A 13,756-nucleotide genomic window follows, 5' to 3' on the forward strand; every position below is an offset into this window, starting at 1 on the left:
TGGTCTTTTCATGAATCAGGTCGCAAAATTACTGACTTTCAGTGGCAAAGTCAAGGGAAGAAAGAGATAAGAAGGGGAGAGATAGGAGGGGAGAAGCGAGAGACAAGAAGCAAGAGACAAGAAATAAGAGACAAGAAGTGAGAAATAAGAGACAAGAAGGTTAATGCCCAATATGCTGGCGCACTGGTCATCATGTTTCTTATCTCCTATTTCTCACTTCTTGTCTCTTATTTCTTATCTCTCCCCCCTCTTATTGGCTCAGCTCTGCCATGGCTGTGAGCAGGGGAGCCTGCTTGTCGCGGTAGGTGGCCTGATAGCGCAGGGGCGTGGTGCCGGTTTGCTGCTTGAATTGCCGGTGGAAGTGCGAAATATTGTTGAAGCCACATTCCAGCCCTACTTGTCCTACGCTTAAATCGGCATGCGTGAGCAGTTTACGGGCGTGGCTGATGCGTAGCTCGTTGAGGTATTCAACAAATGATTTGTTGGTGCGTTTGCGAAAATATCGGCAAAACGCCGCCGGGGCCATACCCGCCACGGAAGCAATCTGTTCGATGCGGATTTCCTCGCGGAAATGCTTTAAGACAAATTCCAGCACCCGTTTCATGCGTTCGGTTTCAGCTTCGGAGGCCGTAAGCTGGTAACTATCGGAAGCCAGCAGCATGGCCTCACGGTCGGTGGTTAGCTCGTTGAGGATGCTGAGCAGTTCGAGCACCTGATTCATGCCTTCCTGTTTGGGCAGTTGCGTCAGCCTGTTGGCGATGCGGGCTACCATTTTGGCGCTAAAGCACAGGCCGTAACGGGAGCGGTGCAACAGGTGCCGCACCGGTTCTGATTCTGGAAAGGACCCCAGCATGTTTTCGTCGAGCGAGGCGGGGAACTGCACCACAATGGCCTCGGCGGGCGGTTCGTTGAGGCGGTCGTCGTCGTTGCGCCAGAAATGGGGGAGGTTAGGGCCAATCAAGACCAAATCACCAGCGTCGAAGTTGGTGACGTGGTCTCCCACGAAGCGCTTACCGTTGCTCTGCATGATATAGGTAAGCTCGTATTCGGGGTGGTAATGCCAGAGGGCACCAAAGGCGTTGAGGCGAATATGTTTTACCAGCATCGAATGCTGTTCGTCAATGGTAACTTTCTCGTAGAGGGCTTTCAACGTAGTAGCTCATTTTAACTAGTATGGGCGCATTCGACCAGAAATTTAGTCAAAAATTCATACAAAACAGATAAAAATAGCAGTACGTCGCCATTTTGTCCTATCTACATTTGTCATGACTCAGCGACTATCCGATTCGCCGATAGGTCTGTTAACACCTGAACCCCCTTACCTCTATGGATGTCATGCAAGCCCCGACAGACTTTAGTCTCGAACTCGATAGTCCTTATTCACTCAGTAAGGATGCTGTTGCCTTCTACCGCGAGAACGGTTATGTGAAATTGAAAAACGTGCTCAGTCCAGCCGTGATCCATCACTACGGGCCAATCATTTCCGACCTGGTCATTCAACTGAACACGCTAACCAAACCCATGCACGAACGCACCACCTATGAACGGGCGTTTTTGCAAATCATGAACCTCTGGACGCGCAACGAAACCGCCCGCGAGTTTGTGTTTTCGAAGCGGCTGGCCCAAATCGCGGCCCAGTTGATGGGGGTTGAGGGTGTGCGCCTCTACCATGACCAGGCATTGTACAAGGAGCCGTCGGGGGGCATAACGCCCTGGCATGCCGACCAGTTTTACTGGCCTCTGGCCACGCCCAACACCGTTACGGTCTGGATTCCATTGCAGGAGACGCCCATGCACATGGGGCCGCTTGCCTTCGCCGAAAAAAGCCAGCATGTAGCCATTGGCCGTGACATCGAGATTAGTGATGCGAGTGAAAAAATTCTCTCAGACGAGTTACAGCGGCTAAATTTTAACGTCAACGATACCCCCTTTGACTTAGGCGAAGTAAGCTTCCACGCAGGCTGGACGTTCCACCGGGCGGGGCCAAACACGTCTGACTCGCCCCGGCGGGTAATGACCATGATTTACATGGACAAGGATCAGACCATTATGGAGCCGCGTAACAGCTACCAGCGCAACGACTGGGCCACCTGGCTGACCAACTGGCCCGTAGGCAGTAAACCTGAAGGCCCGCTGAACCCGGTTATCTGGGAGAAATAGGCTGTAGGAAAAAATAGGCTGGTAGCATGCGCCCGGCTAGTTTCCAGACTTACGCTTGGGTTCGACTATTTTTGTGGAAATGCTGTTGTTCCCCTAGCGAACATTGTGCTCCATGATACATCGACTGCCTCTGCTGGCCCTTTTGGGGCTTTTTTGCCTGCCTGTTTCTACCAAAGCTCAGTTTGGGCAGGGTGGCATCAGCAAGCCTACCACGTTTTTTTACGGCATTTCGCCCGCCAAGGCTAAAGTTGGCGACGTGGTGACGCTTAAGATAACGGCCCGCTCCAAGGAAGGCTGGCACATGTATGCCGCCAAAACCAACCCCAAAATTGAATTTGGCCCCCAGCCAACGGTGTTGACGTTAGCTAAAAACAGTACCTACAAACTGGTTGGCGGTCTCGAATCGGTAGGGTATCAGACTAAGTATGAGGAGGCATTCGAGGGCGATGTGTATCAGATGCCTAATCCGGCTATTTTTATTCAGAAGATAAAGCTGTTGGCCGTCAAACCCATTTTGAAAGGAACAATTGAAGGCCAAACCTGCCAGGAAGTATGCGTCAATGTTAATGATGATTTTGATTTATCGAAGCAGATAACAGTAGCTGCACCAACCGGGGCGACTGTGGCCGTGCCTGAATCCAAACCAGTTGACCAACTGGCTGATAACCAGATTAGTGTTGTCACATCTGAATCTGCTGCGGCACAAACTGGTGTTGTTGGTTCGGGTGTTTCGTCAACGGCCAACGCCGAAACGGCCCTGGCTGCTGCTACGGAAGCAACGGTTGGCGTGCCCGCCATAGGCACGCCTGCTCAACCCCAGTCACTCTGGAAATTTGTGTTGGCGGCCTTTCTGGCGGGACTGGCAGCCTTATTGACCCCCTGCGTGTTTCCCATCATTCCGATGACGGTGAGCTACTTCACCAATCAGAAAGGCGGCTGGTGGAAAGCACTGATCTACGGCGCGTCGATTATTGGTATCTATGTACTCATCGGCACGGTGGTGTCGCGGATCAACGGGCCGGGCTTTGCTAATTTCGTGAGCACACACTGGGTGCCAAACCTGCTGTTTTTTGCCGTATTCTTTGTTTTTGGCCTATCGTTTCTGGGGCTGTTTGAGATCACGTTGCCTAGTTCGCTGGTGAACAAAGCCGATGCAGCCTCAGAGCGGGGTGGCCTGGCGGGCATCTTTTTCATGGCCTTTACGCTGGTGCTGGTGTCATTTTCGTGCACTGGCCCCATCGTAGGAAGCCTATTGGTAGCCTCGGCGGGGGGCGAAGTGATCAAGCCCATTATTGGCATGGCGGCGTTTTCGTCGGCCTTTGCCATTCCGTTTACCCTGTTCGCCATGTTTCCGCAGTGGCTCAAAAGTCTGCCCAAATCGGGGGGATGGCTCAATTCAGTGAAGGTGATACTGGGTTTTCTGGAACTGGCCCTGGCGCTGAAATTCCTGAGCATCGCCGACCAGGTTTACCACTGGCATTTGCTTGACCGTGAGGTCTATCTGGCGTTCTGGATTGTTATTTTTACTATGATCGGCTTCTACCTGTTGGGTAAGCTTCGCCTGCCGCACGACAGCCTGCCGATGGCCAGTGGTAAAATCACGCTCGACAAGTTTTCGTTGAAGGGCGAGATGGCTCAGGCAATGATGGGGGCTAAAGACGAGGGTTCAACGGGCAGTGCCGTAAACCTGAGTACAACCCCGGTGCGGGGCGAGCTTAAACTGGCCGGTAGCCCCGACGACCGGGTGAGCATTCCCCGCCTGTTACTAGCTATCGTCACGTTTACGTTTGTGGTCTACATGGTGCCCGGTATGTGGGGCGCGCCGCTCAACGCCCTGGCGGGGTATCTGCCGCCCGAAACGTCGCAGGATTTTAATCTGAATGGGGGAGGCGGACAGCCGCCTGCAACAAACAGTAGTGGTCAGGTGTCGGGCAAAAAGCACGCGGATCTGTTCAAATTACCCCGGGGTCTGCAGGGCTTTTTCGATTATAAAGAGGCGCTGGCGTATTCAAAAACGGTGGGGAAACCCGTCTTCATCGACTTCACCGGCCACGGCTGCGTGAACTGCCGCGAAATGGAGCAGCGCGTCTGGAGCGACCCGAAAGTGATGTCGCGGCTGCAAAACGACTATGTGCTGGTGGCCCTGTACGTCGATGATAAAACCGAACTGCCCGAAGCAGAGTGGTACACGTCGGGTTATGACCAGAAAGTGAAAAAGACCATCGGTGCGCAAAACGCCGATCTCCAGATTACCAAATACGGCAACAATGCCCAGCCGCACTACTGCCTGGTCGACGAGACGGGTAAACTACTGGTGACCCCAACGAATTACAATTTGGATGTCGACAAATTCGCTGCTTTCATGGACGCGGGAAAAACTGCGTTTGCCAAAAAATAACTGCCTACTGTAACTATGCCTTCAATCTTCTCCCGCATTGTAGCTGGTGAAATTCCAGCTCACAAAATTGCCGAGACGGATCAGTTTCTGGCTTTTCTCGACGTGCAGCCCACCACCACGGGCCATACGCTGGTGATTCCCAAGCAGGAAGTTGATTACCTCTTCAACCTCGACGACGAGTTGTATCTGGGGCTGATGGCCTTTGCCAAACGCATTGCCCCGGCCATTGAAAAGGCCGTACCCTGTCGGCGGGTGGGGGTGGCCGTCATTGGGCTGGAAGTGCCCCATGCCCACGTCCACCTGATTCCGCTCAACAGCCTGGCCGACATGAACTTTAATCACAAAATCAGCCCCACGCAGGAGCAACTGGCCGAAACCGCCGCCGCCATCCGGGCGCAGCTGGGCGAGGTGTAGCGCGGTCAGGCTATCTCATTCTGCTAAACTGTTCGTCAATAGAATACCGCCCCGGACCGTTGAGCAACAGAAAAAGGCTCACGGCAACCAGGTTGAGCGATGGCATGGTGTTCTGGTAGCTGTCGTTGATATGGAGGTGAGCCATACCTAGTGCGACGCTGAAGTTGATGAGCACAAACGCCGACGCCAGCCGCGTCTGGAACCCTAGTAGCCACAAAATACCGCCAATGAACTCTGTATAGGCCGATACGTAGGCGCCCGGTGTGGGAAACGGAAAACCCAGACTTTGCAGGTAGGCCACAAACTGCGGCATGTTTGCCGCCGGATGAATGACGTTTTCGTAGGATACTTTCACCAGTTGAAAGCCAAACGCCAGCCGCAGGGCCAGAATACCAAGGTTACGATTCATAAAATAAGAAGAGATTTTGGGACAGGATTGGCAGGATGGCAGCGGACGCCGCGCGGGATAAACAGGATTTTCCTTTCTTGCTTTAGTTGAAAGAAAGGAAAATCCTGCCATCCTGCCAATCCTGTCCCAAAATCTCTTCTTATTTCATTTCCCGCTTCAGCGCGTTCATTTCCGATACTGGCGAAGCTCCTTCATAAAGGATGCGGTAGACCGAGTCGACAATGGGCATGGGCACGTTGTGAGGCTCGTTGATAGCGTGGATGCTGCGTACAGCGTAGTAACCTTCGGCGATCATGTTCATCTCCATTTGTGCCGATTGGATGGTGTAGCCCCGGCCAATGAGGTTGCCAAACGTACGGTTGCGGCTGAAGGGCGAGTAGCAGGTTACGAGCAGGTCGCCGAGGTAAGCCGATTGACTGAGGTCGCGGGTGGCAACGGGAAAAAGCGTATCGACAAACCGGCGGATCTCCTGCGTAGCGTTGGATACCAGCACGGCCTGAAAATTATCGCCGTAACCCAGGCCATGCGTGATGCCGCAGGCCAGCGCAATGATGTTTTTCATGACGGCGCAATATTCTACACCATACAAATCATTGATGGGCGAGGCCTTCACGAAACGGCAGGTCAGCAGCGCCGATACCGCTTCGGCGCAGGGTACGCCGGTAGATGCGATCGTCAGGTATGACTGTTTCTCCAGGGCTACTTCTTCGGCGTGGCATGGGCCGGCAATGCACGAAATATGGTCTTTGGGAACGTCATACGTGGTTTCGACCCAGTCGGTAACGAGCTGATTGACTTCGGGAATCATGCCCTTGATGGCCGAGACGATATGTTTTCCGGCAAACTGTTTTGGTGTCAGGCCCAGCAGTGCGTTGGAGACGAAAGCCGCGGGCACAGCCAGAATAACATAGTCGGCGTCGCGGAGTGCCTCGCGAATTTTGGTATGCACTTTCACCTTGCGGGGGTTAATCTGTACGTCGCTGAGGTAACTTTTGTTATGATGATAGCGCTTGATATGGGCCGCGTCTGTTTCGCTTCGCAGCCACCAGCGGACAACGACGTTACCTTCCGAGAGTATTTTCACGAGCGCAGTAGCCCAGCTACCGCCGCCAATCATGGCAATGCGGGCAGGAGTGGAGTTTTTCATGGGGTAAAGATAAAGGAGAGGGGGAGGAAAGGAGGAAAGGAGGAAAGGAGGATGGGAGGAAGGAAAGGAATGGCTGATGCCAGAGCAGTCCGCTAGCCTCAGCCATTCCCTGCTTTCCTGCTTTCCTCCCTTCCTCCTTGTTTTCGCACTAATTCATATTCTATTGCCGTTATAGGATATGCTTATGAAACAAAGGAACCTAATAGGGCTATTGGGCATATTGCTGTTGTTGCTGGGAAGCTGCGAACGGTCTGCTCAACCCCTAACCCGCTCAACGTCTGTAAAAAGTAGATCGACGGTATTGCCCGAGTCCTCAGTTTGGATGGAGAAACGCAGAGCAGGCATCGACTTCATTGCCGCAGGTATCACACCCGCCGAGTGGTCGATGGACGTTGATTTTTCCAAACAAATTATCTTCAAGCCCCTCAGCGGTTCAACCCTGGTAGCCGACATGCCCAAGCCGCAGCCCAGCGGTCGTAATAGCGGCGTACTGCTCGACGCCCGTGTGGGCACAGGGTTGGTAGCAGCTTCGAATAAGAAAAATTACGCGCCGAAGACCAGCCGCATGAAGGTGTTCATTGAACCCGTAGTCACGCGCGACAACCTCACAGGCAGGCTATATGCCTACACGGTTCGGGTGGAAAGCAACGGGCGGAAATACATGGGCTACGGAGCGTTTATCAAAGGCAGTGACCGCCTCAACGGCACCTGGACGCTCGAAACGTTTAAAGGGCAGCGGGTGCGCCCGGGTCAGTTTCCCAACAAAGCCTTGCCCGAACTGACCATTAACCTGGAGGATAACCAGGTGGAAGGCAGCACGGGTTGCAACAAGCTAAAAGGCGAAGTATCGGCTGAGGGTGACCATGTGAAGTTTATGGTGAAAACCACCACCAGCAAGAAATGCACGAATCCATTCGAGGACGATTACCTTGCTGCTCTAACGCAGGCAACGCTGTTTCGCATCGGTAAAGACCGCCTAACCCTGTTGGTCGATGGTCAGTATGTGCTGACGATGAAGCCAGCGGAGAAGTGAGGGGTTATAAAGTCTAATGTCCAAAGTCCAAGGTTTAAGGTTGTCGGCAGCAATACCCTACCGATAACCTTAAATTATAAACCTGATGAAAAAACGGGTCTACGTCCTTACCGAACGCGCTACCCTGCGCCGGGCGACCGACTACCCGGATCAGGTTCCCGCGCCCGACGAATGGCTGTTGCCCGACGATGATTTCGACATCATCAAACAGTTTGCCGCCGACGCCCCCGATAACACCGCCGATGCCCTGCTGACCTACAGCCTCAGCCGGGGGCGCGATACCATCCGCCTCCGTACGTACGCGGGCCTGCTCGATTTGCGGGGTGGTCTCAGCCTCGACATCCGGCCCCGCGTTGGCTACCTGCCCAACCTCCTCCGCCACCTGCCCGACGCGGCCTTTCACCGACTTCATACGGGTCAAACCGGGGCTATGAACCTGCCCCTCTGGGAGGTTTTTATCGATGCTTTTTTGCGCGAAACGGCCCATGCGCTGGGGCAGGGATTAGCCCGGAACTACGTGGCTGAGACTGTGGAGACGGCTACACTGCGAGGAAAAATTCGCATGACCCAGCAGGCGCGGCAGCCTTATTTCCAACCTGACCGCCTGGCTCTGATTCAGGATGAACATACGGCCAATATTGCTGTAAACAGGGTGCTGAAAACGGCGCTGCTGCGCGTGATGGGCCGTTCAGACGTGGTGGCGAGTCAAACCCGCTGCCGTCAGTTGCTGGCTTTTCTGGCCGACATCCCCACCTCGACGAACCTGCCAGCGGATCTGCGGGCCATAGCGTCTACCAACCGGCTGTTACGTCGGTATGACCTGGCTTTGCGCTGGGCCACGTGGCTGTTGCGCGGTCAGGGGGCGGGTCTGTGCGTGGGGCCTACGGTAACGAACTGCCTGCTGTTCTCTATGGAACGCGTCTTCGAGCAATACGTGGCGGCGGGATTTCGGCGGGTGGGTGCTGAGGTGCAGGAATCGTCGGCGCACCTGATCGACGAACATGCCGGGCAACCCAAATTCAAACTGCGCCCCGACCTGATCCTGCGCCAAAACGGGCAGACCATTGTGCTCGACACGAAGTGGAAACTGCTGGATGCCACCGACCAAAACGGCCACTACGGCATTGATCAGGCTGATTTGTACCAGCTATATGCCTACGGCAAAAAGTATGATGCCACTCAGCTGGTGCTGATTTACCCCGCCCATGCAGGTTTTACGAAGCCCCTGCGCGTATTCGGCTATGACGACGATATGCGCCTGCACGTGGTACCCTTCAACCTGGACAAACCCCTGGCCGACGAAGTGGCGACCGTGCTGGATGAAGTAGGAGGAGGTGCGTTTAAAGTTTAATGTCCAATGTTCAAGGTTCAAAGTTACTTCGCGCATTACAGTAGAGCGCGAAGCAACTTTGAACCTTGAACATTGGACATTAAACTTTAAACGCTAAACCCCCATGCCTTTACTACTCACCTTTGCCGGTATTCTGGCCTTGATTTTCCTGATTGCCTACGTTCATCTAGATACCTTTATTTCGTTTATCATCGTGTCTATCGCCATTGGGCTGGCGGCGGGCATGGACGTGGGGGCGGTGGGCAAATCCATCTCATCGGGCATTGGCGGAACCCTTGGCGACCTGGTGCTGATTATTGGCTTCGGCGCTATGCTGGGCAAAATCGTGGCCGAAAGCGGTGCCGCCCGCCGCATCACCGACGTGCTCATCAGCGTGTTTGGCATCAAAAATATTCGCTGGGGGCTGGCCCTGGCGGGGTTTATCATCGGCATTCCGCTGTTCTATAATGCCGGGTTTATCATTGTGGTGCCGCTTATTTTCACCATCGCTGCCTCCACGCGCCTGCCCATGCTGACGGTGGCCGTGCCGATGCTGGCGGCGCTGTCGGTGGCACATGGCTACCTGCCACCACACCCCTCACCGGCGGCCGTAGCAGCGCAGTTGGGTGCTAATATTGGCAAAACCCTACTCTACGGTATCCTGGTCTCTATTCCGGCTATCATACTGGCCGGGCCTATTTTTGGCAAAACCCTAAGCCGCTTCACTCCCAAACCCGACAATGAACTCTTCGACGCCAAAGATGCGCCTGTGAAGGACCTTCCCGGTATCGGCATTAGCTTCTTTGTAGCGCTTATGCCCGTGTTTATGCTCACGGTTTTTGGTCCGTTGCGTGGCTGGCTGAAAGATCACGGCTACGCCCAAACGCTCTGGGGCAAAACCCTGACGCTCTTCGGCGAGCCCTACGTGGGCATGCTGGTGTCAGTGCTGGTGGCGGTTTATGCGCTGGCGTTGCAGCGGGGCGAGACCATGAAAAGCGCCATGAAACTGCTGGAAGAGGCCATCAAAGCCGCGTCGCCCATTCTGCTTACCATTGCCGGGGCGGGGGCACTGAAGCAGATTTTCAATGATTCGGGTACAAGCGTGTATATCGGGCAGCAACTGGCCGGGCTCAACATGCCGCCGCTGGTGCTGGGCTGGGGCATCGCCGCGCTCATTCGGGTGTGCGTGGGGTCGGCCACCATTGCGGGGTTAACTACGGCGGGCATTATGGTGCCGCTGCTGCAAACGCAGGCTGCTGTCCGGCCCGAACTGATGGTGCTGGCCATTGGTGCGGGTAGTCTCATGCTCTCGCACATCAACGACGCCGGTTTTTGGCTCTTCAAAGAATATTTCAACCTAAGCATCAAAGACACCCTCCGCACCTGGACCGTCATGGAAACCATCGTGGGCATTGTGGGTTTGCTGGGCGTGCTTGTTTTGAATGTTATTTTGTAAAAAACCTGCCGAACCTGATGAAAAAGATTGCCTTGATCCTGCTGGCTTTATTGGCTGTGGTCTACGTCGTTTTGTATCGTAGTGATCTTACCGTCAGAGAGTTAATCGAGCGGTATACGACCCCTAACTCGCGCCACATCACCGTCGACGGTATGAACGTAAACTACCGGATGGAAGGCAATCCATCAGACACCTTGCCGCTGGTATTGCTGCACGGCACGGGGTCTATGCTCCAAACGTGGGACGGCTGGGTGAGTGTGCTGCAGGGGCAGCGCCGCATTATCCGGCTCGATTTGCCCGGCTACGGCATTACCGGGCCACAACCCGACAACAAGGCGTCGGGTACGTATTATGCCGATTTCATGATTCGGTTTCTGGAGAAAATTGGTGAGAAACGTTGCGACGTCGCGGGCAATTCGCTGGGGGGCAGCATTGCCTGGCACATGGCTATGCTCTATCCAGACCGGGTGCGCAAACTGATTCTCATCGATGCCGCCGGTTATCCGTTTACGCCTAAATCGGTACCCATCGGGTTCAGAATGGCGCGGGTGCCGGGCATCGCCGGGCTGGTGGCCAAACTCACCCCCGACGCCCTGTTTCGGAGCAGCCTGGAGAATGTTTATTTCAATGACAGCCTCATTACCGACAAACTGGTGCAGACCTACGCTGACCTGAACCGCCGGGAGGGCAACCGGCAGAATTTTGTGCGACGAAAGCCAGAACCGGACTCACTTTGGCAGAAAATGAGGCAGATCAAACAACCCACACTGATTCTATGGGGGCAGCATGACGACCTTATACCCGCTATCGTTGCCCGGCAGTTCCACCGCGACCTGCCCAACGATACGCTGATTGTTTACCCCAACGCGGGCCATGTACCCATGGAAGAGATTCCCGCTCAAACGGCAAAAGACGCCGCGGCGTTTTTGAGTAAGAGCAAGTAATCTACGACTTACGATGTACGAGCGGTCCGCCGCCGCGGTTACGATTGTTGCTGGTGCACTCATACGCTTGCGTAAGCAACAATCGTAACCGCGGCGGCGGACCGCTCGTACATCGTAAATTATAAATCCCTTCACATGCGCGCACTTCTCCTTCTGCTTCCGCTGTTGCTGGCCTTCACGGCTCCCACCAAACCTACCCGTATTATCTTCTTTGGCGATTCCATCACGCAGGCTGGTGTGCAACCCAAAGGCTACATCACCGACTTGCAGGACATGCTAATCAAGCAGGGTAAAGCGGCTGATTATGAATTAATTGGTAAAGGTATCGGTGGCAACAAAGTGTATGATCTCTACCTCCGCATGGACGATGACGTGCTGGCTCTGAAGCCCGACGTGGTGGTTATTTACGTAGGCGTGAACGACGTCTGGCACAAGAGCAGTTACGGCACGGGGACTGATCCTGATAAGTTTGTGAAGTTCTACGAAGCCATCATCCGCAAAATCCAGGCGGGGGGCAGCAAAGTGGTGCTGTGTACGCCCGCCGCCATTGGCGAAAAAACGGATTTCAGCAATTCACAGGATGGCGACCTGAACGCCTATAGTCAACTCATCCGTGATCTGGCCGCTCGCCAAAATTTGCCCCTGGTAGACCTGCGCAAGGCTTTTCTGGATTACAACCTGAAAAATAACACCGCCAACAAAGACCGCGGCATCCTCACCACCGACCGCGTTCACCTCAACGACGTCGGCAACCAATTCGTGGCCGATCAGATGTGGGCTGTCCTTAAATAAAGTTTACTGTTTCCAGTTTGCTGCGGCCCGCCGCCCGGTCTTCTGTTGCTTCGCTTGCGGTTTAGTCTTGCGAAGCAACAGAAGACCGGGCGGCGGGCCGCAGCAAACTGGAAACGGTAAACCCCCTTCCCATGAATACCTGGTCTTTGCTTCGCGAGTATACGGCTGCCCGGCTGGCGCAGGGCATAACAGGGCATAGCCTCCCCACCCGCGCTCTGCTCGACTTTCAGCTCGATCAGGCCCGCGCCCGTGATGCCGTGTACTCTACGCTGGAATGGCCCGAATTGCTGACCGGATTAACCACTATACTACCAACCAACGCCGCACCCATACGCCTGCAAAGTGGGGCACCCGACCGCGCCACGTACCTGAAACGCCCTGACTTGGGGCGGCGGTTAAATGAGTCGTCGATGCGTCAGTTAGTGCAGTTAAACGCTACCCCGGCAGACCTAAGTATTATCCTGGCCGACGGACTCTCGGCCACGGCAATCAACCGTCATGCGCTGCCCGTGCTAGCCCTGTTGCTACCCGAAACAGCCCGTATGGGCTGGTCGCTGGCACCTGTTTGTGTGGTAGACCAGGCCCGCGTGGCTATTGGCGATGAAGTGGCCCATGCCCTGCAAGCCCGCATGACAGTCATATTAATTGGTGAACGGCCCGGCCTGTCTTCACCCGACAGCCTGGGCGCCTACCTAACCTATAACCCCCGCCCCGGCCTCAGCGATGAGTCGCGGAATTGTGTATCGAACATTCGCCCGGAGGGGTTGCCGTATGGGTTTGCGGCCCAAAAACTGCTCTATCTGCTCACCGAAATGCACATCCGCAAACTGTCGGGTGTGAATCTGAAAGACGAACTACTTTTGGGCTGATTCACCGAACGATACCCCAAAACCCGCCGTTGACTATACATGCCCCTTTTCATTAGTTCATTAAATTCGGGTAGCAACGCCAACTGTTATTACGTTGGCAATGCTCAGGAAGCGGTCCTGATTGATGCGGGCCTGTCGTGCCGCCAAACCGAACAGCGCATGAAGCGACTGGGGTTGTCGATGCAACTGGTGAAGGGCGTTTTTATCTCGCACGAACACAGCGACCACATCAGCGGGCTGGAGCAACTGGCCTGGAAACACCAACTGCCCGTTTACATCACTGCTGGTACGCTGAAACATTCCCGACTGCCGCAACAGTCATTCCCCATCCATCACTGGCCCGCCGACAATACAATCCATATCGGTGCATTGACCGTGACGGCCTTCCCGAAAGAGCACGATGCCGCCGACCCGCACAGCTTTCTGGTGCGCGATGCAGAAACATGCGTGGGCATTTTCACCGACATTGGCGTGGCCTGCGAACAGGTTATCCACCACTTTAGTCAGTGCCATGCTGCCTTCCTGGAGGCCAACTACGACGAAGATTTGCTGGAAAATGGCCGCTACCCGTACTTTCTGAAACAACGCATCCGGGGTGGTCGGGGGCACCTCTCCAATCAGCAGGCGTTGGCCCTGTTCCGGGCGCACAAATCGCCGTTTATGAGCCACGTGGTCATGTCGCACCTGTCGCAGTCGAACAACAGCCCGCAGTTGGTGGCTGAACTGTTTGCCCCGCACCTGTCCAATACCAAGCTGATTATTGCTCCCCGCTTCGCCGAAACAGCCGTGCAGGTAGTGGGATGA

Annotated in this window: 13 protein-coding genes; 10 read left to right on the forward strand and 3 right to left on the reverse strand. The window is 54.8% G+C overall.

What is annotated here, in order from left to right; genetic code table 11:
* Nucleotides 1-250: 250 nt before the first annotated feature.
* A complete protein-coding gene (locus tag J2I47_RS12470) occupies nucleotides 251-1,150 on the reverse strand; it encodes a helix-turn-helix domain-containing protein (protein ID WP_207364900.1) in 900 nt (299 codons plus the stop codon).
* A 176-nt stretch (nucleotides 1,151-1,326) separates the two neighbouring features.
* On the opposite strand from J2I47_RS12470, the gene J2I47_RS12475 reads away from it, so the two are divergent.
* The 3 genes from J2I47_RS12475 to J2I47_RS12485 all read left to right on the forward strand — a co-directional run bounded on the left by J2I47_RS12475 (nucleotide 1,327) and on the right by J2I47_RS12485 (nucleotide 4,972).
* Nucleotides 1,327-2,160, forward strand: coding sequence for a phytanoyl-CoA dioxygenase family protein (locus J2I47_RS12475; RefSeq protein ID WP_374759905.1), 834 nt, complete (start codon nucleotides 1,327-1,329; stop codon nucleotides 2,158-2,160).
* A 112-nt stretch (nucleotides 2,161-2,272) separates the two neighbouring features.
* Nucleotides 2,273-4,558 (forward strand): protein-disulfide reductase DsbD family protein, encoded by a 2,286-nt coding sequence (locus tag J2I47_RS12480; protein ID WP_207364901.1) that lies wholly within the window; start codon nucleotides 2,273-2,275, stop codon nucleotides 4,556-4,558.
* A 15-nt stretch (nucleotides 4,559-4,573) separates the two neighbouring features.
* Entirely contained in the window at nucleotides 4,574-4,972 is a 399-nt protein-coding gene (locus J2I47_RS12485) for an HIT family protein (protein ID WP_207364902.1), read from the forward strand.
* A 10-nt stretch (nucleotides 4,973-4,982) separates the two neighbouring features.
* On the opposite strand, the gene J2I47_RS12490 is transcribed toward J2I47_RS12485, so the two are convergent.
* Both J2I47_RS12490 and J2I47_RS12495 read right to left on the reverse strand, forming a co-directional pair.
* Nucleotides 4,983-5,381, reverse strand: a complete 399-nt coding sequence (locus tag J2I47_RS12490; RefSeq protein ID WP_207364903.1) for a DoxX family protein — start codon at nucleotides 5,379-5,381, stop codon at nucleotides 4,983-4,985.
* Between the two features lie 139 nt (nucleotides 5,382-5,520).
* Nucleotides 5,521-6,528, reverse strand: a complete 1,008-nt coding sequence (locus J2I47_RS12495) for an NAD(P)H-dependent glycerol-3-phosphate dehydrogenase (RefSeq protein WP_207364904.1) — start codon at nucleotides 6,526-6,528, stop codon at nucleotides 5,521-5,523.
* Between the two features lie 322 nt (nucleotides 6,529-6,850).
* Between J2I47_RS12495 and J2I47_RS12500 the strand changes: the two genes are divergently transcribed.
* The 7 genes from J2I47_RS12500 to J2I47_RS12530 all read left to right on the forward strand — a co-directional run bounded on the left by J2I47_RS12500 (nucleotide 6,851) and on the right by J2I47_RS12530 (nucleotide 13,756).
* Nucleotides 6,851-7,561, forward strand: a complete 711-nt coding sequence (locus J2I47_RS12500) for an META domain-containing protein (RefSeq protein ID WP_207364905.1) — start codon at nucleotides 6,851-6,853, stop codon at nucleotides 7,559-7,561.
* Nucleotides 7,562-7,646: 85 nt separating this feature from the next.
* A complete protein-coding gene (locus tag J2I47_RS12505) occupies nucleotides 7,647-8,912 on the forward strand; it encodes an McrC family protein (protein WP_207364906.1) in 1,266 nt (421 codons plus the stop codon).
* A 103-nt stretch (nucleotides 8,913-9,015) separates the two neighbouring features.
* Nucleotides 9,016-10,347: a gluconate:H+ symporter gene (locus J2I47_RS12510; RefSeq protein ID WP_207364907.1), complete on the forward strand. Its 1,332-nt coding sequence runs from the start codon at nucleotides 9,016-9,018 to the stop codon at nucleotides 10,345-10,347.
* A 17-nt stretch (nucleotides 10,348-10,364) separates the two neighbouring features.
* Nucleotides 10,365-11,291, forward strand: coding sequence for an alpha/beta fold hydrolase (locus J2I47_RS12515; protein ID WP_207364908.1), 927 nt, complete (start codon nucleotides 10,365-10,367; stop codon nucleotides 11,289-11,291).
* 135 nt (nucleotides 11,292-11,426) lie between these two features.
* Nucleotides 11,427-12,083: an SGNH/GDSL hydrolase family protein gene (locus J2I47_RS12520; RefSeq protein WP_207364909.1), complete on the forward strand. Its 657-nt coding sequence runs from the start codon at nucleotides 11,427-11,429 to the stop codon at nucleotides 12,081-12,083.
* Nucleotides 12,084-12,190: 107 nt separating this feature from the next.
* Entirely contained in the window at nucleotides 12,191-12,952 is a 762-nt protein-coding gene (eutC, locus tag J2I47_RS12525) for an ethanolamine ammonia-lyase subunit EutC (RefSeq protein WP_262899015.1), read from the forward strand.
* A gap of 39 nt (nucleotides 12,953-12,991) precedes the next feature.
* Complete coding sequence (locus J2I47_RS12530) at nucleotides 12,992-13,756, forward strand: MBL fold metallo-hydrolase (RefSeq protein ID WP_207364911.1); 765 nt, start codon at nucleotides 12,992-12,994, stop codon at nucleotides 13,754-13,756.

The organism is Fibrella rubiginis (genome assembly GCF_017353185.1).
GTDB classification, from domain to species: Bacteria; Bacteroidota; Bacteroidia; order Cytophagales; family Spirosomataceae; genus Fibrella; species Fibrella rubiginis.